22 protein-coding genes are annotated in these 22,257 nt (G+C 42.6%); 13 read left to right on the top strand and 9 right to left on the bottom strand.

Features of this window, described 5'->3' with window-relative positions:
• Nucleotides 1-130: 130 nt before the first annotated feature.
• The 4 genes from KFV02_RS09580 to KFV02_RS09565 form a co-directional block, all read right to left on the bottom strand.
• Nucleotides 131-1,981 (bottom strand): UbiD family decarboxylase, encoded by a 1,851-nt coding sequence (locus tag KFV02_RS09580; protein WP_252381329.1) that lies wholly within the window; start codon nt 1,979-1,981, stop codon nt 131-133.
• Nucleotides 1,982-2,002: 21 nt separating this feature from the next.
• Nucleotides 2,003-2,401, bottom strand: coding sequence for an FxsA family protein (locus tag KFV02_RS09575; protein WP_252381328.1), 399 nt, complete (start codon nt 2,399-2,401; stop codon nt 2,003-2,005).
• 251 nt (nt 2,402-2,652) lie between these two features.
• The gene (locus KFV02_RS09570; RefSeq protein ID WP_252381330.1) at nt 2,653-3,942 is read right to left on the bottom strand and encodes an MATE family efflux transporter; all 1,290 of its coding nucleotides are present in this window, start codon (nt 3,940-3,942) and stop codon (nt 2,653-2,655) included.
• An 80-nt stretch (nt 3,943-4,022) separates the two neighbouring features.
• Nucleotides 4,023-4,982 carry a rhomboid family intramembrane serine protease gene (locus tag KFV02_RS09565; RefSeq protein WP_252381327.1) on the bottom strand — a complete coding sequence of 320 codons (960 nt, stop codon included), beginning with the start codon at nt 4,980-4,982 and terminating at the stop codon, nt 4,023-4,025.
• Nucleotides 4,983-5,112: 130 nt separating this feature from the next.
• Between KFV02_RS09565 and KFV02_RS09560 the strand changes: the two genes are divergently transcribed.
• On the top strand, nt 5,113-6,273 hold the full coding sequence (locus KFV02_RS09560) for a hypothetical protein (RefSeq protein ID WP_252381326.1): 1,161 nt from the start codon (nt 5,113-5,115) through the stop codon (nt 6,271-6,273).
• Between the two features lie 58 nt (nt 6,274-6,331).
• On the opposite strand, the gene hemC is transcribed toward KFV02_RS09560, so the two are convergent.
• The 3 genes from hemC to KFV02_RS09545 all read right to left on the bottom strand — a co-directional run bounded on the left by hemC (nt 6,332) and on the right by KFV02_RS09545 (nt 8,424).
• Nucleotides 6,332-7,252, bottom strand: a complete 921-nt coding sequence (hemC, locus tag KFV02_RS09555; RefSeq protein WP_252381325.1) for a hydroxymethylbilane synthase — start codon at nt 7,250-7,252, stop codon at nt 6,332-6,334.
• A gap of 52 nt (nt 7,253-7,304) precedes the next feature.
• On the bottom strand, nt 7,305-7,550 hold the full coding sequence (locus KFV02_RS09550; RefSeq protein WP_252381324.1) for an FmdB family zinc ribbon protein: 246 nt from the start codon (nt 7,548-7,550) through the stop codon (nt 7,305-7,307).
• Nucleotides 7,551-7,803: 253 nt separating this feature from the next.
• Nucleotides 7,804-8,424, bottom strand: a complete 621-nt coding sequence (locus KFV02_RS09545) for a D-sedoheptulose 7-phosphate isomerase (RefSeq protein WP_252381323.1) — start codon at nt 8,422-8,424, stop codon at nt 7,804-7,806.
• A 199-nt stretch (nt 8,425-8,623) separates the two neighbouring features.
• Between KFV02_RS09545 and KFV02_RS09540 the strand changes: the two genes are divergently transcribed.
• The 8 genes from KFV02_RS09540 to KFV02_RS09505 all read left to right on the top strand — a co-directional run bounded on the left by KFV02_RS09540 (nt 8,624) and on the right by KFV02_RS09505 (nt 15,240).
• Nucleotides 8,624-9,787, top strand: coding sequence for an ABC transporter substrate-binding protein (locus KFV02_RS09540; protein WP_252381322.1), 1,164 nt, complete (start codon nt 8,624-8,626; stop codon nt 9,785-9,787).
• 175 nt (nt 9,788-9,962) lie between these two features.
• The gene (locus KFV02_RS09535; protein WP_252381321.1) at nt 9,963-10,892 is read left to right on the top strand and encodes a branched-chain amino acid ABC transporter permease; all 930 of its coding nucleotides are present in this window, start codon (nt 9,963-9,965) and stop codon (nt 10,890-10,892) included.
• A gap of 177 nt (nt 10,893-11,069) precedes the next feature.
• The gene (locus KFV02_RS09530) at nt 11,070-12,083 is read left to right on the top strand and encodes a branched-chain amino acid ABC transporter permease (protein WP_252381320.1); all 1,014 of its coding nucleotides are present in this window, start codon (nt 11,070-11,072) and stop codon (nt 12,081-12,083) included.
• A 13-nt stretch (nt 12,084-12,096) separates the two neighbouring features.
• Nucleotides 12,097-12,864: an ABC transporter ATP-binding protein gene (locus KFV02_RS09525; protein WP_252381319.1), complete on the top strand. Its 768-nt coding sequence runs from the start codon at nt 12,097-12,099 to the stop codon at nt 12,862-12,864.
• Nucleotides 12,864-13,589: an ABC transporter ATP-binding protein gene (locus KFV02_RS09520; RefSeq protein WP_252381318.1), complete on the top strand. Its 726-nt coding sequence runs from the start codon at nt 12,864-12,866 to the stop codon at nt 13,587-13,589. Before KFV02_RS09525 ends, KFV02_RS09520 begins: the two co-directional genes overlap by 1 nt.
• A gap of 10 nt (nt 13,590-13,599) precedes the next feature.
• Entirely contained in the window at nt 13,600-14,130 is a 531-nt protein-coding gene (gene thrB, locus KFV02_RS09515) for a homoserine kinase (RefSeq protein ID WP_252381317.1), read from the top strand.
• Nucleotides 14,115-14,726, top strand: a complete 612-nt coding sequence (locus KFV02_RS09510; protein WP_252381316.1) for a hypothetical protein — start codon at nt 14,115-14,117, stop codon at nt 14,724-14,726. The genes thrB and KFV02_RS09510 overlap by 16 nt, the downstream gene beginning before the upstream one ends.
• Before the next feature lie 4 nt (nt 14,727-14,730).
• Nucleotides 14,731-15,240: a hypothetical protein gene (locus KFV02_RS09505; RefSeq protein ID WP_252381315.1), complete on the top strand. Its 510-nt coding sequence runs from the start codon at nt 14,731-14,733 to the stop codon at nt 15,238-15,240.
• Between the two features lie 13 nt (nt 15,241-15,253).
• On the opposite strand, the gene KFV02_RS09500 is transcribed toward KFV02_RS09505, so the two are convergent.
• Nucleotides 15,254-15,745 (bottom strand): hypothetical protein, encoded by a 492-nt coding sequence (locus KFV02_RS09500; RefSeq protein ID WP_252381314.1) that lies wholly within the window; start codon nt 15,743-15,745, stop codon nt 15,254-15,256.
• A gap of 462 nt (nt 15,746-16,207) precedes the next feature.
• Here KFV02_RS09500 and KFV02_RS09495 point away from each other — a divergent pair, with 462 nt between their 5' ends.
• The 3 genes from KFV02_RS09495 to KFV02_RS09485 all read left to right on the top strand — a co-directional run bounded on the left by KFV02_RS09495 (nt 16,208) and on the right by KFV02_RS09485 (nt 19,961).
• Complete coding sequence (locus KFV02_RS09495; RefSeq protein ID WP_252381313.1) at nt 16,208-16,597, top strand: Ros/MucR family transcriptional regulator; 390 nt, start codon at nt 16,208-16,210, stop codon at nt 16,595-16,597.
• A 120-nt stretch (nt 16,598-16,717) separates the two neighbouring features.
• Complete coding sequence (gene topA, locus KFV02_RS09490) at nt 16,718-18,985, top strand: type I DNA topoisomerase (protein WP_252381312.1); 2,268 nt, start codon at nt 16,718-16,720, stop codon at nt 18,983-18,985.
• A 127-nt stretch (nt 18,986-19,112) separates the two neighbouring features.
• Nucleotides 19,113-19,961 (top strand): transposase, encoded by an 849-nt coding sequence (locus KFV02_RS09485; RefSeq protein WP_252381311.1) that lies wholly within the window; start codon nt 19,113-19,115, stop codon nt 19,959-19,961.
• Nucleotides 19,962-20,026: 65 nt separating this feature from the next.
• Here KFV02_RS09485 and KFV02_RS09480 read toward each other — a convergent pair whose 3' ends face one another.
• Entirely contained in the window at nt 20,027-20,893 is an 867-nt protein-coding gene (locus KFV02_RS09480) for a DUF2156 domain-containing protein (protein WP_252381310.1), read from the bottom strand.
• Nucleotides 20,894-21,226: 333 nt separating this feature from the next.
• Between KFV02_RS09480 and KFV02_RS09475 the strand changes: the two genes are divergently transcribed.
• Nucleotides 21,227-22,090: a YitT family protein gene (locus tag KFV02_RS09475; RefSeq protein WP_252381309.1), complete on the top strand. Its 864-nt coding sequence runs from the start codon at nt 21,227-21,229 to the stop codon at nt 22,088-22,090.
• Nucleotides 22,091-22,257 lie beyond the last annotated feature (167 nt).

Raw genomic sequence — 22,257 nt, 5'->3', positions numbered from 1 at the left:
GACCAAAAGCTGAGTTACGGTGTCTTGATGCACCAGAAAGTTGAACGGTCTGTCACGCCTAAATTCTTATTTCTTTATCTCTTAAATTTGAAAACAGGTGATGTAAACATACGAGAAAGTTGAGTTAAAACTAAATAATACCATGTAGAGGACCGCCAGGCTCTCCCAACCTATCCACCTTTCTTTCTATCTCCGGGTCAGGCGCAAGCGGCGGCGCGTGATAACTTTTCAACCTTGCATCAATAATAAGAGGGCCTGCACAGCCCCAATGCTTGCAGTGAGTGAATTCGCCTGCACCATAAATATCCGTGGCCGGGTCAGAGCGGGTAAATACCACCCATAAAAAATTGTCCCAGTTTGCTGCGGTAAATTCACTGTCATCCACTACAACCAGCAGGGGAAAATCTTTTAGGCTTTTGGTCTTTTCAAGGACCGCGGCCAATTCCTTCAATTTAGGATCCTGCGTATCTCTTTTCTGTTTATGTTTTGGCCCCTGCAAAACAACAATTCCAGGAGCAAAAAACTTTATCCGTCCAAAATCTGAAGGGAGATAAAGGCTACCACTATCATCAGGCAGTCGCAGACCCAATTCCCTTTTTTTCGGGCCACAAGCAGCAACAATCAATTTTGAGCCCTGATTTAGACTGATACCAGAGTAGTCCAGGGTATCCATGGTTGTCCTGGTAATGAAATGAAGATCTCTTCCTAGGTCGATTCGCTCCAAAACATGTTTAAAAAAATTGGGGATATGCTGCACACTCAGCCCGGGGTCATCTTCCCGGGCAGCAATAAATACATATTTGGAGAGAGCTGTCTGGGTCTGGCCCAATAATGACATGGCACAGGTTAAAAGCTCCTGGGGTTGTCTTTCCCGGGCATAGGGGACATAACTTTCCCGGCCAATGGCCAAAAGCAAAGGATGTACCCCCGCAGCATCCACGGCATGCACTTCTCTGACTCCGCTAAACACCGTGGGAACCAATTCTTTTGTCAACTCATGGATAAAGGTCCCAAAAATTGTATCTTCCTGGGGGGGGCGGCCCACGGTAGTAAAGGGCCAGATAGCACCATGACGATGGTAAACCTTTTCCACTTTGAGCACAGGAAAGTCATGTTTCAGGCTGTAATAACCCAGGTGGTCGCCGAAGGGACCTTCTGGCTTCTCCCCTCCTGAATCAATATGACCAACAATACAAAAATCTGCCTGGGCCAAGATGGGGAGATGGTTAGGTCTTTTAATCAACTCTATTCTATGCCCAGCCAGCACCCCGGCAAAAAGAATTTCAGCCACCCCTTCAGGCAAAGGCATTATGGCTGCCAAGGTCATGGCCGGTGGTCCGCCTACAAAAATATTCACCTTTAAAGGTGTACCTTGTTTTAAGGCCTGTTGATGATGAACGCCAATCCCACGATGTATCTGATAATGCAGCCCGACTTCCACATCCTGCTCGTATTCATTGCCACCAAGTTGCACGCGGTACATACCCAGGTTGGAGCAGGCTATACCTGGTTTCTCCGGACTCTCAGTATAAACCTGGGGCAGGGTTATGTAGGCTCCTCCATCCATGGGCCAGGATTTAAGCTGTGGCAGATGGCTGATTTTAGTTTCACCCTCAAGCACCGGGCCGGTTTTCACCCATTTGGGCAGAGTATGAAAAAGAGCTTTGGGTACGTCGAACAGTTGCCATGGTCTTTTTAAAAGTTCCCAGGGACTTATTTTGAGCTTAATGAGCTTATCTATGGCCTTTAAACTGTCCTCGAAGATAAATCTTATCCGATCCTTGGTCCCGAAAATATTTCCGGCCATGGGAAAGGCACAGCCCTTGACCCGGGTAAACAAAAGGGCCGGGCCATTAGCCCTGAATACGCGCCGCTGTATGGCGCCAATCTCCAGGTTGGCATCCACTTCCTGGTCAATGCGAATCAGTTCGCCCCTTTCTTCCAGGGCCTGTAAACACTGACTTAAATTTCTAAAGCCCATTAATCTCTCCCTGAAAATAATCTACCATTTGCGATAATAAACATGGACATCCCCCTTATCAATCCACTGGGAATTTTTTTTATATAGCCAAATCTTAAAACTTTTACGTGTAGGCGGAAAAAGAATAAGTAATCCAAGCAAATCTGTAATAAAACCTGGCGTGAGAAGAACCAGCCCAGCAATCAAAATCAAGAATGCATCAACCAATTCCTCAGCCGGCAACATATTTTGACTCAGGCTTTGTCTTATCCTGTACATCGTATGCATCCCTTGTTGCTTGGCCAAATAAGCTCCAACGATGGCAGTTAAAATGACCAGGACAATAGTTGGTCCTGCCCCAATAATAGAGCCGACCTTGATTAGAATATACAGTTCCAGCATTGGAACCAAAGCAAAAAGCAAGAAAAATTTAATAAACATTACATCATACCTACTTTTTTTAAACTCAACTTTCTGAGTTAATTTGCGAGCGCATTTTCTTCAATGCTAACAAAGACAATGTATCTTTGATACCTTGAGATTAAAACCAAGTCCTTTACTTGATGCAACTGCAATAATTAAAATTTTACAGTTCTGACAAACAACCCCACCTTGCAACCTATTCAAATAATTCAACATTTATCATTCAAAATTCAACATTGCCTGCAAAAAGGGACTTTTGCAGGCGCATCTTACTTGCGCATGGCAAACTTGGGCCAATCCTTAAATTGATAAAAATAAAGCATAAGCCCTGCCTGAAAAACCATGGACAAAAACATTGCCAGCCACACTCCTGTAGCCTGCTCAAGATAAATATGTCCAAGGAAATAGGCCAAAGGAATGCGCACTAACCAGGCAGAAGTGCCCATGACAACCATTTGATAAATAGTGGCCCCGGCCCCGGTCAAAGCCCCGCCTAAAATTATTGCCGGCAACAAAAACGGCATGGCGGCCATATTGTATTTCAAATAGTTGATGGCCTCCATCTTAACTTGTGGATCAGGGGCAATAAAACTGGCAATGGGTTCTATCGCCAACCACAACAAGATAGTCATAAAGCATACCAAGGTAACTCCTAAAAGCATGACCCGATAGCCAATCTTTTTGGCCCCTGCCACATCCTTGGCCCCCAGGTAGTGGCCCACCAAAATAGAGGCCGTAAAATTAAAAGCAAAACCAGGTAAAAATAAAAATGATTCCACCCTGATCCCTGCGCTCATACCGGCCAGGGCAACTACACTGCCCCTGGGCAGCGAAGCAACAATTCCATACAGAACCATATAGGCTGAATGCCAGACAATTTGCATAAGGCCTGCTGGCCAGGCTACCTTAAATAAATAGGGCCAAGCCTTTTTTGTCCAGCGCCAGGGAGCAAAACTCTGCCGTACCAACATTTTGGCACGTATGAGGAGAGAAAGGTTAAAAACAGTCCCGCACATAATAGAGGCAAAGGTACTCCAGGCAAGGCCTTTATAACCAAGTTTTGGCAACCCCCACAGTCCTAAGCCCAGACCAAAATCACCCAAGGTATTGACAATGGTGACAATTATCATGGCATAAAAAGGGCACATGACTTTTTTTTGAGCCCGAAAAAAGGCATTACTGACAATAAAAAGATAGTAAGCAGGTAAAATATAGAGGTAAACTTGGAGTAAATAGCTGGCAATGGGCGAGATACTCTCTGGTATTTGCAACAAATCCAAAAACAAATCCTTGGCCATATAACCAGCCCCTAGAATAACCACCCCCAAGACAATACCTACTTCTAAACCAAGGCCGATATAACGCTGGGCCCTCCTTCTCAGACCAGCACCCAAAGACTGACTAATGGCCGCCACACTACCATTGGCCACTGCAATGGCCACAACAAGAAAGAAAAATAGGGCTTGAGTGATCAACCCCATACAGGCTTGGACTTCCCGGCCAAGCCTTCCGGCCACCCACACATCCACAAAACCAATCAAAAAATGAAAGAACATCATCAACACCTGGGGCCAGGCAAGCTCCCAGATGGTTCTATATGGCGTTTTGGTTTGATTTTTTTTCTGCAAAGACTCCGTCCTTAAATTGAGTGATTAAGTATGGTGGTAGCCCACGCCCACAAGACAATGGCTAAGACAGACAAAAACAAAATTATTTCAGTTAATTTTTTCTTGGGATCAAAAAAATTCAATTTATGCAGAATAATCCCTAAAAACAAGCCCGAAACCAAACCAAAAAAATGTGCTCCCAGATCAACTTTTGGCCCTCCACCTCCAAGTAAAGCCAACAGACTCAGGCCGTAGAAAATACACTTAAACCAACTACCAAACCCTCTTGTTTCTGTTAAAAGATTGGTGGCCAAAATGCCTGCCGCCCCAAACACCGCTGTGGAAAAACCTATGCTCAAGTGTCTAGGACCTAAAACAAAAACATTTACCAAATTGCCTATGGCACCGGAAAGAATTATGGTCATCCAGCCCAAGCCCAGCCCCCACCTGGCACAAACACCAACGACAAATGGCGCTCCAAATACTACATTGGACAAGACATGTGCCGGATCGCTGTGCAATGTAAGACCGGTTATTACACGCCACCATTGACCTGCACGAATTTTTTCTCCGTCAACACCCCCCAAAATTGTCCAATTCTCTAAAGTCAACCGAAAAATATTTTTCTCGATTAAAGTATAAAATAGCAATAAAAAAGATAGAACAAGTAAATTGAACCAAGCTTTTTTATTGTCATTTAAATCGGGAATTTCCATTGTCATTTTTTGCCTTTCTTGAAACACTTCCTCCTCATACTCTTCTATCTCCCGAACAGCTCTCGCAACTACTTCGTTGGGAACCAAAAGTTCTCCTTTTTTGCCCCAATGATAGTCAATACCCAACGCCAAAAGTATCAACTCCCACTCGGCTTTAAATTCAACTCGCATTTCATCTTGCACATGTTCTGCTATGTCAGCATATCCCTTTTGCATACTTATGTCGTCTTTTGATTCGTTAGGCTTAGGATTAAACGTTTTTTTGTCTCTGTCCATTGATGCCTTACAGGTTTTGCCCCAAAAATTGGATTTGATTAAAAAGCTCTTGCCCTATTGACTGTTTCCGCTTAAGTTAGGAGAGATATGTTTTTGCATATCACAACTTTTTAGTTAGCTATGAGGCACTGTGTTAAAACGTATATTTACCTTTTGTCTGTTTTTCTTTTTTTTGGCTGAATCTCATCTTGGGCACACCCAACCATTCCCTGAGGCAATAAATCTAAATTTTTCCTATTTGCTCTCCCTGAGCGAAAATCCTACTCAGCCCCTTGTTCATAAGTCCATTGAATCCATCTTAAATTTTGTTCTTCACAACCAAAATTCATCCTTTACCCTTCCCCAACGAGCCAATATGACAGGGGCTTTTTATCAATTCACCCTTAAGTCTGACTTAAAAAAAATTTTGGCTTATGGGTTTAACCCCCAGCTACCATCCAACATTCTGCGTCCATCATCTATTCGCCTTGCCTATTGGAAAAAAATTTCTAGCAGCGACGGACTGGAGCTAGCTAGCTTATGGAGCCAGGTAGACCGTCTAAGTAAACCCATTATCTTTTCCGGGGTGGAATACGAAGAAAATACTCCGGACCTGTTTTCCGGTGGATACTATGGTTACGATCTGGACAGAGTCATTATACTTATGCCCTTTGCCCAGACAAGAGTTCTTATTTCCATCTCCAGACAAAAAAACAAGTCAAAAGTTGGCCAGAAAGGGGAAATCATTGGCCCGGACGAAAACTGGAACTATTTTTATTCAGAAAAGCCAGGCTTAACCAAAGCTGGCTTAGGCTGGGTTGATTCATATATTTACAAGTCAGCCTCAATAGGGATTTACATTCAAACTGGGCCAAACAAAACAAAATGCGCCTTTTTCAACTGGTTGAAAGCAGGATGGATGAACATAAATTTTGTACAACCAGAGCATATTCTGGCTGGATTAAAAAGATTTGCTCAAGGGGTAAAAACCATTATTCACTCGCCAAATTTGCCCCCCGTGCAGAATTTAATAAAATTTAACAAACAAATCAGGCAGAAAACTACAGCTGAGTTACGGCAAGAATTAGCTGCTTATTTTCAACAACTGGCCATAATTAGTCCCTGCACATCTCTGTTAAACAGTAAAGACATACAAAAAGAGTTTACAAGTGGCCTTTATCTACAAAAAATAAACCGTCATCATTTAGAAGCTCTCCTCAATCTTGAATATCTAAAATTATGCCTAGGTAAAAAAACTTGCCTCGACTTGAAGGCCCAATTAAACACTGTGTCCAAAACCAATTTAAACTAACTATCAACAAAAAAGCCCCGCTAATGCAGGGCTCTTTCTAATAAATGTTTGCTTAACTTTAAGCATAAAGTTCACCTAGAATCTCTCTCGCCCCGGCCTTTAAAACTTCCTGGGCAAGCTCATGCCCCAACTGCCAAGCATCCTCAGGTTTACCTGTCTTTTCTTTTCTCACCATTCTCTCACCCTTAAGATCAGCTACCAGACCGCTTATGCGCAATTGGTCATCTCCGTAGCGGGCGTAACAGGCAATGGGCACCTGACAGCCTCCATCTAGGCCATGCAGAAAAGCCCTTTCCGCCTGGACACAAAATCTGGTAGGGGCGTGATCCATAAAACCCAAAAGTTCATCCAAGTCCTGACGCCCTTCAGCATATTCAATGCCCAAAGCTCCTTGTGCCACCGCTGGCAAAAAACTTGGAGGTGCGAGTTCAAATTCATAATCTACTGTCAGGCCCAACCGACGCATGCCAGCCTTGGCCACAACAATGGCATCAAACTGCCCTTCCTTTAATTTTCTAACCCGCGTATCCAGATTTCCCCGCAGGGAAACCACATCCAGATCCGGTCTTAATTGCAAAAGCTGCGCCTGCCTGCGTAAACTGGATGTGCCTACTCTAGCCTTCTCAGGCAACTCCATTAAATTTTCATATTTACAGGACAAGAGCAGATCCTCTGGGCTTTCACGCTCAGGAATAATGCCTAGTTTAAGCCCCGCAGGAAGCTCTGTGGGCACATCTTTCATGCTATGAACAGCAATATCAGCCCGACCATCCATAAGCGCTTCTTCAATTTCTTTAACAAAAAGACCTTTCCCCCCCACCTTGGCTAGGGGGACATCCAATATTTTATCCCCTTTGGTTTTAATTTTTAGCAACCTCACCTCAAGATCAGGATAGCGGGACATAAGCTGCCCAGCTATATGCTCAGCCTGCCACAAAGCCAGTTTACTACCTCTAGTAGCAATAATAATTCTATTCATTGTCTTTACCACTGATTACTTGGAACTTGTGTTTTCTGGAATTTGTCACCTATCAACCACAGGAGGAACAATTGCCGCCGGAACAACTGGCGCAGCCAGCCTTGCCTCTGGTTGTAATGGCATTAGAAGAAGGCTTGCCCAAAACAATGGGACCGCCAGTCCTGAACTTACAGGCAGACATCAATTTTTGGGTATCCTGAGAGCCACAGTCAGGACACTGAACCTGCTCATCTTCTTTAAAAACCAGTTCTTCAAACTCTCTTTTACACTTGTTGCAAAGAAATTCATATATAGGCATATCATATCCTCCTGATTCTCATGGATTATCTCCCTAACCGAGACAGCATAAAATTTTTGCGGTCTATATTTTCAGAGTCTGTGACCAAACTCCATTTTGATCACAGACTCTTCAATCATTTTAACCCGTTATACACAGGCTCTTATGCAAATTTTTGTGACGCTATTTACACGCATCACCTCAGGGCGTGTATGTGCCGCTTCTACAGCTTTTTTATCCGCTCTTCGCTTTTCTCAACTGTCCGCTTTAAGGCTTACTCATCACTCACAAGGTACTTCTCCAATTCAGAGACAGCTTCGAACAAATAGTAATCTACCAGGCGGCATAATAGATGCCCGGCAGCAATGTGTACCTCTTGAATTATAGGTGTATTTTTATCCGGGACACTTAAAACATAATCACAGTAATCGGTCATTTCGCCCCCATTTTTCCCACTCAAACCCACGGTAATCATATCCAACTCCCTGGCTTGACTCAAGGCCTTATTCACATTGTGGCTGCTGCCCGAAGTAGAAATCCCTACCAGGACATCTCCAGCCTGCCCCAAAGCTTTAACCTGTTTAGCAAATACTTCGTTAAAACTATAATCATTACTCACTGCAGTTAGGACAGAAGTATCAGTTGTCAAGGCCAGAGCCGGGAGGGGAGGCCTTTCCATTAAAAAACGGTTAACAAATTCGGCAGCCAAATGCTGGGCATCTGCTGCACTTCCGCCATTGCCACAAAAAAGTATCTTACCTCCCCGGGCCAGACTAATAGCCATGATCCTAGCAACTTCGACCAAAACCTGTGCATTTTCTTTAAAAAACTTCTCCCGGACAAGAACACCTTTTTGCGCATGCTCGCTGATAATAGTCAGTGCCTGATCAGGCATAACATACTCCTTAACTATATATTTTTTATAGCAAAATTTTATGAAAGACAAATCAATAAGCTCATAGAAAATCATGGATTATTTTTTTATTTTATACTTAAAAAACAAATCCATCAAACCAATTTTTGGGCAATTTTTCTCTTTTTTTTTATATCTTTTTTTATTATAGCCTCTGGAAAACTTATTAAGGAGGTTTACGATGAGGAAGTTGCTCTTCGCCACTGTTGTTTCCTGCTTTGTGTTGTTGGTTTCTGGATTCGCCTTTGGGAAAACAATTAAAATTGGCTTTAACATCCCCCTGACGGGAGATATCCCCAAGGTAGGCGAATCGTCCAAGTTAGCTGCAGAAATGCTTAAAGAGGATATCAATGGTCAAGGTGGACTCGAAGTCGGCGGTGAAAAATACAAATTGGAATTCATTTATGAAGATAATGAATCCAAAGCCGAGTCCGCTGTTGCTGCAGCCTTAAAACTGATTGAGAGAGATCAGGTACTGGCCATTGTCGGACCAAACTCAAGTAAACAGGCTGTACCGGCCGGTCAAGTCTGTAATGACAACCGGACTCCGATGATTTCTCCCTGGTCCACCAATCCCGATACAACCAAGGACCGTCCCTGGGTGTTCAGGGCTGCCTTTTTAGACCCATTCCAGGGGCCAGTGGCTGTTGACTTCGCCATGAAACAGTTCAAAGCCAAAACTGCTGCAGTCCTTTTTGCCCTTGCCAATGATTACAGCAAAGGTCTCGCAGAAATTTTTAAGGAAGACTTTGAAAAGAAAAACGGTCCTGGCTCTGTAGTCGCTTTTGAAAGCTACGGTGATAAGGATCAGGATTTCAGTGCCCAGTTGACAAAAATCATTGCTGCAAAACCAGACTTTATTTTTCTGCCAAACAACTATAATGAGGTTGCCCTGATCGTAAAACAGGCCCACGATCTCGGCTGGAATGGACCTTTTATGGGATCTGATGCCTGGGGTTCTGCTGAGCTCATGACCTTGTGTGGTGACGATTGTAAAGGACACTACTTTTCTACTCACTATGCTGCTGCTGGAGCTACCGGAGCCACAAAAGAGTTTATTGACAGGTATAAAGCCAAATATGGTTACACCCCAGATGATGTAGCCGCTCTGACATGGGATGCAACCCGTATTGTTCTCCAGGCCATTCAGGAAGCTGGTCATCTCACCGGTCGAGTAAGAAAAGATCGTAAGATCATCCGCGACGCCATGGCTAACATTAAAGAATTTGATGGCATAACTGGCAAAATGAAGTTTGATGACCAGGGCGACCCCATCAAATGTGCCGTTGTGGTTCGTATTGATGAAAATGGTGACTTCGTCTTCACCAAATCTGTATGTCCATAACAAACTAGCTAGACAAAGCGTGAGGGTTTACTTCACGCTTTGTCTTTTTATGATTTTAGAATTTTTACTTCCTGCGCATATTATCCTGCGCAGGAAATAATTTTTATCGAAATGAACTGCAAATTTTCAATCATAAAACACAGAACTCAAAACACATGACCAATGAGGTAATCTGGTGTTCGAAAGTATTATACAAAACATTTTCAATGCCTTACAATGGGGCAGTTATTACTCATTAATAGCTTTGGGTTATTGTCTGGTTTATGGAGTACTCCTACTCATTAATTTTGCCCATGGCGATATTTTCATGGTTGGTGCTTATATTGCTTTTTTTGTGGCCACTTTCTTCCTGGGCCAATATTCATTTGGTCTGCCACTGGCCCTGCCCAAGTGGGCAGTCCTGGCACTGACTATCCCACTGACCATGGTTCTCACTGCCTGCGTGGGCGTGTTCATTGAAAGAGTCGCTTATCGCCCTTTACGCCGAAAAGGAGCCAACCGACTGTACGTAGTCATCACCGCACTCATGTGCGGATTGATTCTGGAAAACGGCAACCTGGCCCTTTTAGGCGCTAGTCGACGCAAGTTTCCTGAACTCATTGACAAAGTAGTGTACACGTTCGGTTCCATCAGTGTGACCAACCTAAAAATTGCCGTAATAATTTCTGCCTTTCTGGTATTTGGCCTTTTGCATTTTATCGTTACCAAAACAAAAATCGGAATGGCCATGCGGGCCATCTCCTATGATAAATTTGCTGTCCCCTTAATGGGGATACCCATAGATACCATTATTGTTTTTACTTTTATTCTAGGTTCTTCCATGGCTGGTTTAGCCGGATTGTTATTCGCCATGTCCTATCCCATTTTAGACCCATACATGGGAGCCATTATAGGCTGGAAGGCCTTTATTGCCGCTGTTGTCGGAGGAATCGGTGATATACGCGGGGCCTTTGTCGGAGGATACATCCTCGGATTTGTGGAAATTCTGGTTGTGGCTTTTTTCCCATCTACGTTTAGAGATCTAATAGCCTTTAGTATACTGTTATTGATTCTCTCTATTAAGCCCACAGGGCTATTCGGCGTAGCAAAAACAACAAAAATTTAAGAGCCTAAACTGTAGACTCTATATTTGGTTTAAAAAAGTCTGAGAAACAGACGCGTATCCAAAAAACAGTTTCTCTTATTTTGGCAATATATAGACCCTTACAATCTACTAAAATAACTTAAAACCCTCTGCAATTTCGCCATGGGCGTGATTGCAGGAACAACACAAAGGATAAGTATGCGAAGATTTACAGTTCCTTTGACTTTGCTTCTTTTGTTCGGCCTACTTGTTGGCCTATCCTACTATGAATTAATAGATTTATATACCCAGTCTGTTTTAATGTTTATGGGTATAAATATTATTTATGCCAGCAGCTTAAATTTAGTAAATGGATATATGGGAGAATTCTCTTGTGGCCATGCTGGATTCATGGCTGTCGGGGCCTATGTGGCTTCTGTATTAAGCGTTCTCCTATTCGCTCAAGACAGGGTCTTTGGCCCGCCATTACTTTCACCTGAATACGCCATTTTAGGTTTTCCTTTAATTTTAGTCGTCGCATTTATAGTAGCTGCACTGGCTGGACTTTTGATAGCAATTCCCTCCTTTAAAACCAGGGGTGACTACCTGGCTATCATCACCATAGCGGCCAACTATATAATCATCACCACCATCATCAATCTGGACAGCATTGGTGGAGCCAGAGGATTTATGGGGATGAAAAATACTATTTTTGCCATGGAAGATGTGGTTTTCCTTCCCTGGATGATCATCTGGGTCTTCATTTTTACCGTTCTGTCAATCTGGATGATCCGCCGCTTTGTTTCATCTACTCTGGGGAAAGGGATAGTTGCTATTCACCAAGATGAAGTAGCCGCTGAAATTATGAGTGTGAATACCAACAAAATGAAGTTGATAGCCTTTATGATTTCTTCAGGTCTGGCCGGCGTGGCCGGGGCACTGTTCGCCCATGTCCTGGGCTATGTAAATCCAAGTTCTTTTGGCATACTCAAGTCAACAGAAGCCCTGGTCATGGTCTATCTCGGAGGAATGGGATCATTATCCGGCTCAGTCCTTTCGGCAATTGCTTTCACTCTTCTTCTGGAACTTTTACGCCCTTTGCAAATCATCAAGTGGATAGTTGTCCCTCTTCTCCTCATTATCCTCATGCAATTCCGTCCTGAAGGAATAATGGGCAACAAAGAGCTATCAGACATTTTTCCAGGTCTTAGAAAATTATATAAGTTCAAATAGGTTGGAGAACATTATGTCCTTATTGGAAATACATGGCCTAACCCAGTACTTTGGGGGATTATGCGCTCTTTCAGACTTTAACATCCGCTTTGAAGGCGGTGAATTAATGGGGCTCATTGGCCCTAACGGAGCAGGTAAAACCACTGTCTTCAATCTGGTCAGCGGATTTTATAAGCCGACAAAAGGAAAAATTATATTCAAAGGAAAAAATATTGCCGGCCTAAAACCGCATCAGGTTACAGCATTAGGTATTGCCAGAACCTTTCAAAACATCCGCCTCTGGCATGAAATGACTGTTTTAGACAATATCCGTATCTCTCAACATTATAATCTCGGTTATAGTTTATTTGACTCTATCCTGCGCACCAGAAGATACATGGAAAATGAAAAACGCATCCTGGATACAGCAGTGGATATCCTGGAAGCACTTGACCTGAAAAAATATATCCATGAAAAGCCTAAAAACCTGCCTTATGGGATGCAAAGAAAAGTGGAAATTGCAAGAGCTCTGTCTATCAAACCGGATCTCTTGCTTTTAGACGAGCCGGCTGCAGGTTTGAATTCTGCTGATGTCAAGGACCTGATCCGACTGATTAAGTGGATCCATGAAGAATTTAAGATCACCATCTGGATGATTGAACACCAGATGACAGTGGTCATGACCCTCTGCTCCTGGCTAAAGGTAATCGACTTTGGGGCCACTATTGCCGAAGGTACCCCAGAGGAAATTCAGAACAATCCACAAGTAATCAAAGCCTATTTGGGAGATGAGACAATCTAATGTTACTCGAAATTAAAGAGCTACACGTCAAATATGGAAATATTGAGGCCCTGCATGGTATTTCTTTTCATGTAAATGAAGGTGAAATTGTTACCCTCATCGGAGCTAATGGTGCAGGCAAAACTACCACCTTGCACACCATTACTCGCGTTCCCCCGCCTGAAGGACCAAAAGTGACCAAAGGGGATATCTTATACAAGGGCGAATCAATCCTCAAAGTAGAACCTCATGATGTGGTTCATAAATTAAAAATTGCGCTGGCTCCGGAAGGCAGACATATTTTTGGGAACTTGACCGTGGAAGAAAATTTGGTCCTGGCAACTTATGCTCGTAAAAATGACCCAAACATCAAAAATGATTTCAAACGGGTCTATGATCTGTTTCCCCGGCTCTATGAGCGGCGCAAGCAGCGTAGCGAGTCACTAAGCGGAGGTGAGCAGCAAATGCTCGCCGTGGGTCGTGCCCTGATGACAGGAGCTAACTTTATTCTCCTTGATGAACCATCTATGGGTCTGGCACCTCTTTTAATGTACGATATGTTCAGGGCTTTAAAAGAACTAAACAGGCAAGGCATGACCATTTTGCTCATTGAACAGAATGCCCGGGTGGCTTTGAACTTTGCCCATAGGGGTTATGTCCTTGATACCGGCGAAATAGTTATGCAGGGCACTTCTCAGGAATTAATGGAAAACCCAGATATCAAAAAGGCTTATCTGGGAGGCTAGACCATTTTTCATGAGTTCAAAATCGTCCTTTTATGTCCGGAAAAGGCCATGCATCGCCTTGATAGGCATGGCTGGTTCAGGAAAATCAACCCTGGGCAAGCTACTCAGCCAGAGTTTGTCCTGGGCACATGTTGACACAGACTGGCTCCTGGAAGCATGGTGGGGAACAAATCTGCAATCCATTCGCGATCATCTGGGGCTTAAGGGATTCCTTCAGGCCGAAGAAAAGGTAGTTTTGGACCTTAGACTCAACCGGTGTGTTATCTCTACCGGCGGCAGTGTAGTTTACAGCGCACCCGCCATGGACTTTTTAAAAAGTCTGGGTCCAATCATATATCTGCATGCAGATCTGCAAACCATACTAAAACGAGTACAGAATGTCTCCACCCGTGGCCTGGCTATGGACAAAGGACAAACCCTGGAAGACATTTACCTGCAAAGAAAACCGCTATATGAACAATATGCTGATTTTGTAGTCAGTACCGATCAGAATTCGCCTCAGGAATGTGTGCAACTAATTGAACAATGGCTAAAAAAATAAAAAAAATTCTGCCTAAAATCGCCTTCAATAGATTAGAACAACTCTATGCTCAAATGGAGGAAGTTTATAAAAAATGCGCTGAAAAGATTGGCCTTACATGCCAGGAATGTCCGGATAACTGCTGTTCTAGCTTTTTTCAGCATCACACCTATCTAGAATGGGCCTATTTCTGGAAAGGGTTGAACGCCTGTCCTCACGACCTGAAGGATAGAATTATTGAGCGGGCCAAAAATTATGTCCAAAAAGCCAAAGAAAATCTCAACAAGGGCATAAGACCAGACATTATGTGCCCTGTTAATGAAGATGGCCTATGCGTCCTGTATAAATATCGATTAATGATCTGCCGGATGCATGGCGTACCCAACTCTTTGACCAGACCTGACAACCAAACGCTCTCTTTCCCAGGTTGTTACCGTTGCCAGGAATTGTGTAGTTCTTTGCAAGACTATCCGGTTTTGGACCGGACAAACTTCTACACACAATTGGCTCACTTGGAAATGGCTTTTGTCGGGCCCAAAATCAAAAACATGCCTAAAGTAAATTTAACGCTGGCCGAGATGATTGTACTCGGGCCGCCAAAACTTGTCGCAAGATAAGCTAATGATGAAAAAATATCTTTTAGCTTTACTCCCTCTACTGTTCTTCCTCGGTTGTACGCATTTGAGCGTAAAACATTTGAGCAAAAACCCCTGGTCATTAAATACCAGCCAAACATTGGATATGCGTTTTTGGACCTTCGAGTATAAGACTTTTTTTATAGACAACTCCTATAATATCAAAGGGGTTGCCTATCCCAAAAAAGAAGTTATTCCCGCTTGGGCAGAGTGGATTCAAGACCTATGGTTCTCTGCCTATTTAAGTGATATAAATGGACATGTGGTGGCCAAAGATCTTAAAGTCTATCTACCAAGCAAATTAGATTACCTCAAAGGAGTACAATTCGAGTTTCAGCTCCAGCCGGAGAAACTCCCCTCGGCAGGCCCCTTGTTCGTCACTTTTGGCTACAGTATGCAACTAACCCCCCACCAGTTTGTCAAAGTAACTGACCGCCCCCTGACAGGAGAAGAGACTAGAGTCTTTTATGCCAGCCAGGGGGCGCTAACGAGGTAGTTTTATTAAAGGCCTAATTTAGCTTATTTGAGCCGACATTTTGCATCCCATTAACTTTCAAAGACATAATTATCTTCTGAGCATTTTCTGTTTTTTTCCACTCATCATAAATTTCCAACCACGTATCAAAATCAAGCACCTTCTTATCCAGCTGTTCTTCGTGTAAGGAAACCCAAATATTAAAGCCATGTATTTCAGTATTAAATTCCAAGCTATCCAAAACCCTGGGAATAAACCCTACCTCGTATTTAGTGCCATCGTAAACTTGCTGAATATATTGAACAATAGTCTGTTGTGAAAGCTGCGGAGATATTACCTTACCATTTAACTCTTCGGCCAATCTAGACAGCTGACCGTATTTCTCCTTTAATTTCTGAACATGCTCGGGACTTAAAAAAATAACCAGATCTTCTCCAGCTTGATGAACAAAATAAAACCTCAGCCAATGCTCGAATTTAAAAGGTTTCGAGACCTCTTTTACTGCACTTTGAATCTTGTTCTCCATAAGTATCTCCTTATCTTTTAGTTACCCCTGCTAAGAATAAAGCTATCGACTTTACAGTTACCAGGCAATAAAAAAAAACAATTATAATTAAATAGCTTACACATAAAACAGCCACTATCCATGTTGCTATAGATCAACATCCTATTTTTCCAAAAAACACCTTTTTTAAAATAATATTAAATAATAACAATCATACAAAAAACAGGTACGCTTTTTATAGAAAGCAAACATATTTTTAATGAGGTCAAAAATAAACCTTCGGGTTTTAAAGAGATATGAAAAAATTGCTTATCTTTACATTTTTTTACAAATATGTTTATAGAAAAAAAAAGGTTCTAAACAATAATCAAAACCTGAAAGATTTTCTTTTCTTATTGACAAAAAAAAACTCTGTGTTTAATAAAGTTATATTGCTCATATATCTTTTTTTTTAAATTAATAAAACATTGGAGGTTAGTAAAAATGGAAGAGTATTTAAAACAAGCGCTAGAAATTGTTAAAGCTCAGGCAAGTGTACGTAATATGACCGAAGACGAAATTACTTCTATGGTTAGAACACTTGCCGAAGGTATCCGAAACGTGGCAGAAGGAGAACAAAAACAAGAAGCCACAAAACCCGCTGTTGACCCAAAGAAAGCCATTCGTGAAAAAAGTATTGTCTGTCTGGAATGTGGAAAGTCCTTTAAAGTATTGACCAAAAAACACCTTGCTTCCCACGAACTAACCCCAGAAGAATACAAAGAAAAATGGGGTTATAAAAAGAACACTTCTTTGGTTGCCAAAGGTTTGGCTAGAGAAAGAAGAAAAAAAATGCAAGACATGAGGTTATGGGAAAAGAGAAAAAAGAAATAGATTAATTAAACCACAAGCCAATTTTGTTACAAAAAAGTGAGGCCATTAGCCTCACTTTTTTATTTTTGATCATTTTTCTACTTGCAAAATACCACACCATCTGGATATAGCCGCCCTATTATGAGTAAAGATTTAATCATTGTTGAATCGCCGGCAAAGGTAAAGACCATAAAAAAATTTCTGGGTCAGGATTATCTGGTTGAAGCATCAGTAGGTCATGTACGCGACCTACCCACAAAAAGCCTGGGAGTAGATGAAAACAATAATTTCCAACCCCAGTATGAAATTATTCCTGGCAAGAAAAAAATCGTCAATAAGTTGCGTGCAACAGCTTCACGGGCCAACCAGGTATTTCTTGCTCCGGACCCGGACCGGGAAGGTGAAGCCATAGCCTGGCATATAGCTGAGCTTATCAAAGATAAAAATCCCAATTATAACCGCATTCAATTCAACGAAATCACTGCCAGGGCAGTAAAGGAAGCTCTGAAACACCCCCGGCCCTTGAACGAAAACCTGTTTAACTCCCAGCAGGCACGGCGCATTCTGGATCGCCTTGTCGGGTATAAGATTTCCCCTATCTTATGGAAAAAGGTCAAAAGAGGTCTATCCGCTGGTCGAGTTCAGTCTGTGGCGTTACGCCTTATCGTGGACAGAGAAAGGGAACGGCAAAAATTTGTTCCCGAGGAATATTGGCTATTCAAAGCCAAGCTAGAGGCAGAAAATAATAAAGAGCCTTCAGCGGCCCCAGGGAAAAACTTTGTGGCCGAACTCTGGAAGATCAACAAAAAAAAGGCCCACATTCCTTCCGCCCAAAAAGCACAAGAGCTTGAACAGGAAGTCCGTAAGTCGTCGTTTGTAATTTCAGAGCTCACGGAAAAAGAAAGGAAAAAAGAACCAAAGCCCCCTTTCATTACTTCCACACTGCAACAGGAAGCCAGCACCAGACTAAATTTTTCAGCCAAAAAGACCATGACCGTAGCTCAGAGACTGTATGAGGGTGTTGACCTGGGGGATATGGGAACAACAGCTCTGATTACCTATATGCGCACAGATTCTGTACGCATTGCTAAAGAAGCCCAGGAAGCAGCCAGAGCCTGGATCCTGGAGAACCTGGGGCAGAAGTTCTGCCCGCCAAAGCCAAGAAATTTTAAAACCAAGGCTGCAGCACAGGATGCACACGAGGCTATCCGCCCAGTGGATCCCAGCCTCACCCCGGACATGGTCAAAGCCTATCTTCCGGCTGATCACTTTCGTTTATATAGACTCATCTGGCAACGGTTTATGGCCTCGCAAATGGCTCCAGCCCGATTCTGGGATACAGTGGTGACCATTAAAGCCGGGAATACTCTCTGGCGCGCCAAGGGACAGAGACAAATTTTCCCGGGTTTTTTAAAGATTTATTATGCTAATGGCGAAAATCAGGCCGACAAAGAATTACCTGAACTGAAAGAAGGCCAAGGTTTAAATCTCCTGGAACTTTCCAAAGAACAAAAATTTACCCAACCTCCATCCCGCTTTACAGAGGCTTCCCTGGTGCGTAAACTGGAAGAATTGGGCATTGGCCGTCCTTCAACTTATGCCACCATCATTTCGACCCTTACAGACCGAGATTACGTAACCAGGCAGGAAAAGCAGTTTGTTCCCACTGAACTAGGTAATGTAGTGTGCGATCTCCTTGTCAAACATTTCCCCAAACTCATGGATGCAAGCTTTACTGCAGCTATGGAGAAAGACCTGGATACCATTGCCCTGGGAGATAAGAATTGGGTCGATGTTTTACAGAAATTTGCTCAAGAATTTTACCCTACGTTGGAAAAAGCCCAAAAAGAAATGGCTGAAGTTAAGGCTGGCAAAGAAACTGATATAAAATGCAGCAAATGTGGCCAGACCATGCTTATTCGTTTTGGTCGAAACGGAACCTTTCTGGCCTGTTCTGGATATCCGGAGTGTAAAAATACAGCCAATTTTACACGGGATGAATCAGGCAAAATTCAAATTATCCCTTCAGAGCCCATAGAATTAAAGAAAGTAGGAACCTGTCCAAAATGTGGCCGCGACTTGGTGGAAAAAAAAGCGCGTACAGGCAGCCGGTTCATTGCCTGTACAGGTTATCCAGAATGCAATTATACAAAGCCATTTTCCACCCATGTTCCATGTCCTGCCCCCGGCTGTCCGGGGGAATTAGTGGAAAGAAGTTCTCGCCGCGGAAAAATCTTTTACGGATGCGACCAATACCCCGAATGCACTTATGCTGTTTGGGATTTTCCCGTGGAGAGAGAGTGTCCTGAGTGCGGGTCAAAAATTCTGGTCAAAAAAACCACCAAGGCCAGAGGAGAGCATCTTGCCTGTCCTGAAAAAGGATGCCGGTACTGGGAAAAGATTGAATAGGAAGATGGGAAGATTAAAAAGAACAAAAAAGGGGAGGTGCAAAAATTCAGCAAGCATTCTACTCACTTTTTAACATGAACTTGACTTCCAAGCTTCCCAACATCCTATATTCCTAAACACGTAAACTATGTACCTTTATGATTACGAAAAAATAATAAAAACCAGAGCTGCAGCTCAAAAATTTCTACTCAAGTTTTGCTGGAAAAACTATCAACGCTTTTGTCCACGCTGCCGCTGTCGGAAGCTGTATAAACTTTCCAGCGGCAAAAGACGCTGTTCCAAGTGTGGCTATACTTTCCATGACTTCAGCCGCAGATTTATCAATTATGGTCAACTTTCTCCCCGGCAATGGTTGAGATTTTTAAAACTCTTTGAACTGGAGGTAACCACGGATGTTATGGCCAAACAGCTGGATGTTAGCTATAATACTGTTCGTAAGGCCCTGACAGTCCTTCGCCTGGCAATCCTAGCCCATTCCCTGGATGGACCGCAGATTATTGCTTCCCTATCCCTGCTTTCTCTTTTGAAAAACAAACCACCTGCCAGAAGGATCAGTCCGATTTTGGGTATCTTGGAACGGTCAGACCAGGTCTTTGTGGATTTTTTACCAGATTTAAGCCTAGAGACAGTAATTCACTTTAAACTTAATTTTCATCTACAAACTAAAAATATCGGGCACATTGTCTATTCTGACCGGTATAAAGAATACTTAAGCATCTTATTTTACGATGACGGGATCTCTGCCCAATACGGTTTAAAACACAATGGGAAATCTCTCGCCATTGATGGCAACAAAAATTTCTGGGCCTTTGCCAAGCCCAGGCTCAAACGGTTCAAAACAATGAATCCCCAACGCTTTTTACTCTACTTTAAAGAACTAGAATTTCGCTATAACCACCGCAACAGCGATGCCTTTACTACTCTAGCCAGTTATCTGTGTGCCTTGATCCCTAATGACACGTTAAATAACTCATAGCCTTTTAAACTATCAAACAAGCCAGTCAACCTAATCCCGCCGGAGGCGGAACAGTCAAACAAATATCATTTCCAAATAACTTCATATTTCTTTAAATAGCCTACCGGATGATAGGATTCCTTGGCCTTGCGCAGTCCAAGATCACCCAGGTCCTGTTCTCTGTTTACAAACTTATATCTCGAAGCAGAATTTTTTAAAAATAGCTGGTTTATAGCCTGATAAACCCCTTTATAATTGGGACATCCCTTTTCAAAGTGAATAACCAGGGTGTCTGGTTCCAACTCCTCAGCCACTGTGTAGGCGATCATTTTCTGATCAACTAAAAGTCCAGCTCCAAATAAACCTTTTATTCTATCAAAATCGTGAAAAATCCTTATGATGGCCTTATTCTCTGCATCCAACGCAGGCGAATTGAAACACTCTTTCCACAAGCACCATTCAGTCTGTAAGGCAAGGGCATGTTCAATATATTTTTGATCAAGTTCAACATAAGTAAAATCATATTTTTTTACAAACTGATTCAATAGATTTTTCTTTTTATGAAATTTGTTCCCCCTTAGCTCTATAAGTTCCTGAACAAGATAAAGGTAATCCCAATGGTTTCTGGCTTCTTGCACCATGATCTCCGGCAGTTGCTCAAGCCAGATTTGCTTTAACTTCTCAGGGACTCGGATAAAGCGAACAGGTTTCTTGATACGAGTATAAATTTTTCTCCAATCCAGGTTCCAATCGCCAACAGGGGCCCAAAAAACTTCTTCCGGTCTGGTTTGTTTGAGCCAGACCAAGTTATCAGCAAAAGACCATTTTATCCCATATTCTTCTGCCCATCCCCAAATATTGGCAAAACTATAATCTGATGCCTTTTGTGCACATTGACAAAAGAAATTATTATATTCATCCTGTCTTGAAAGCGCTACGTTAACAAAATTCATAACTTTGTGATTCGTGAGTTCCCTTAAAAAAATCGATGTATTAACTAATTGCAATCTGCACCTGCAGCCCCAAACTATATAGGCTAGGTGACTCTTTTTCGCTGGTCAACCAAATAAGAATTGTTTTTTTGACGAAAAGACTAAACCATTGCCCTTCAAAGAGGAAGGGCTCGTTTAATGCCGAAATAACCAATCACAGGGTATCAAGCAGACACAAAGGCTAAAGGACCGGTAGGTCTTTGTGCGCTTACATGTCGAAGGCCGAGCACACAAATCGAAGATAGGGCAACTAAAACCAGATTATCTGGTTTGGATGCCTGGAGGCGAGTTGAAGTGAAAAAAAGCATTCGCGATTTTACTTTTTCCATTCCATGGAACCTTGGGCTCCTGACTCTGGCGGCCTTTCTTATTGCAACATCCATTAAGGCCATTGCCCTGGATCATCAGTTTATTTGCGGCGGGATTTCGGGCTTAAGCCTTCTTTTTTATTACTCCACGCATAAACTAAGTCCAAGCATCTGGTTTTTTCTCTTAAACATACCCGTATTTGTCCTCGGACTCATTTTTGTCAGCCGAAGATTTTTTCTTTATAGCCTCTTTGGAATGCTGGCCATGACCTTTTTTCTGGAGGTCATCAACTTTCGCATTATTATTCATGATCACTTTCTGGCAGCACTAAGTTACGGTTGTATTGCAGGTGCTGGAGGCGGCATAGCCTTTCGAACTCTGGGGTCAACAGGTGGCGCAAGTATCCTGACTATCATTTTGCATCAAAAATTTAACCTGCGTATTGGCCAAACAAACTTTCTATTTAATTTCATCATTTTTGCTTTAAGCTTTGCTTTTTTAGATACGGACCTGGTGCTCTTTTCACTGGCAGCAGTCTTTGTTTCTTCCTTTGTCAGTGAATATTTTATGTCCTTATTTAACCAACGCAAAATGGTCCTCATCATCAGTAACTCCCCAGATGCCATCGCTAAAAGCATAAATGAAAACTTACGCCGCGGTTCAACTCTCATCTATGGTGAGGGAGCATATACTGGTCAGCGCAAAAAAATCGTCATGACCGTGGTCAACAATATCCAACTCAAAAGACTTGAAGAAATAATCTTTTCCATTGACCCGGAAGCCTTTGTCATTTTTGAAAACACATTAAATGTCATAGGCCGCGGATTTTCCAAAAGAAAAGTCTATTAAAGATTAAAGAGTCTGTGGCCAAACCCCATTTTGACTACCAGATTGAAAATCCTGGTTTCTTGAATACATTGCAATGGGCTGGGTCCAAGCATTTGCACCAGCTTGAAAGAAATCAGGATTGAAAAAAATTATAAAAATTGTCCTCTTAAGTAGGGTTTGGCCACAGA

It is taken from the genome of Desulfovulcanus ferrireducens, assembly GCF_018704065.1.
In the GTDB taxonomy this organism is placed as follows: domain Bacteria; phylum Desulfobacterota; class Desulfovibrionia; order Desulfovibrionales; family Desulfonatronovibrionaceae; genus Desulfovulcanus; species Desulfovulcanus ferrireducens.
This window is presented reverse-complemented; position numbering and strand designations above follow the sequence as displayed.

Bases quoted from the DNA above. Each gene is read 5' to 3' on its own strand.
- KFV02_RS09580 (WP_252381329.1), bottom strand. From the start codon at position 1,981: ATGGGCTTTAGAAATTTAAGTCAGTGTTTACAGGCCCTGGAAGAAAGG.
- KFV02_RS09575 (WP_252381328.1), bottom strand. From the start codon at position 2,401: ATGTTTATTAAATTTTTCTTGCTTTTTGCTTTGGTTCCAATGCTGGAA.
- KFV02_RS09570 (WP_252381330.1), bottom strand. From the start codon at position 3,942: ATGATGTTCTTTCATTTTTTGATTGGTTTTGTGGATGTGTGGGTGGCC.
- KFV02_RS09565 (WP_252381327.1), bottom strand. From the start codon at position 4,982: ATGGACAGAGACAAAAAAACGTTTAATCCTAAGCCTAACGAATCAAAA.
- hemC (WP_252381325.1), bottom strand. From the start codon at position 7,252: ATGAATAGAATTATTATTGCTACTAGAGGTAGTAAACTGGCTTTGTGG.
- KFV02_RS09550 (WP_252381324.1), bottom strand. From the start codon at position 7,550: ATGCCTATATATGAATTTCTTTGCAACAAGTGTAAAAGAGAGTTTGAA.
- KFV02_RS09545 (WP_252381323.1), bottom strand. From the start codon at position 8,424: ATGCCTGATCAGGCACTGACTATTATCAGCGAGCATGCGCAAAAAGGT.
- KFV02_RS09540 (WP_252381322.1), top strand. From the start codon at position 8,624: ATGAGGAAGTTGCTCTTCGCCACTGTTGTTTCCTGCTTTGTGTTGTTG.
- KFV02_RS09530 (WP_252381320.1), top strand. From the start codon at position 11,070: ATGCGAAGATTTACAGTTCCTTTGACTTTGCTTCTTTTGTTCGGCCTA.
- KFV02_RS09525 (WP_252381319.1), top strand. From the start codon at position 12,097: ATGTCCTTATTGGAAATACATGGCCTAACCCAGTACTTTGGGGGATTA.
- KFV02_RS09520 (WP_252381318.1), top strand. From the start codon at position 12,864: ATGTTACTCGAAATTAAAGAGCTACACGTCAAATATGGAAATATTGAG.
- thrB (WP_252381317.1), top strand. From the start codon at position 13,600: ATGAGTTCAAAATCGTCCTTTTATGTCCGGAAAAGGCCATGCATCGCC.
- KFV02_RS09510 (WP_252381316.1), top strand. From the start codon at position 14,115: ATGGCTAAAAAAATAAAAAAAATTCTGCCTAAAATCGCCTTCAATAGA.
- KFV02_RS09505 (WP_252381315.1), top strand. From the start codon at position 14,731: ATGATGAAAAAATATCTTTTAGCTTTACTCCCTCTACTGTTCTTCCTC.
- KFV02_RS09500 (WP_252381314.1), bottom strand. From the start codon at position 15,745: ATGGAGAACAAGATTCAAAGTGCAGTAAAAGAGGTCTCGAAACCTTTT.
- KFV02_RS09495 (WP_252381313.1), top strand. From the start codon at position 16,208: ATGGAAGAGTATTTAAAACAAGCGCTAGAAATTGTTAAAGCTCAGGCA.
- topA (WP_252381312.1), top strand. From the start codon at position 16,718: ATGAGTAAAGATTTAATCATTGTTGAATCGCCGGCAAAGGTAAAGACC.
- KFV02_RS09485 (WP_252381311.1), top strand. From the start codon at position 19,113: ATGTACCTTTATGATTACGAAAAAATAATAAAAACCAGAGCTGCAGCT.
- KFV02_RS09480 (WP_252381310.1), bottom strand. From the start codon at position 20,893: ATGAATTTTGTTAACGTAGCGCTTTCAAGACAGGATGAATATAATAAT.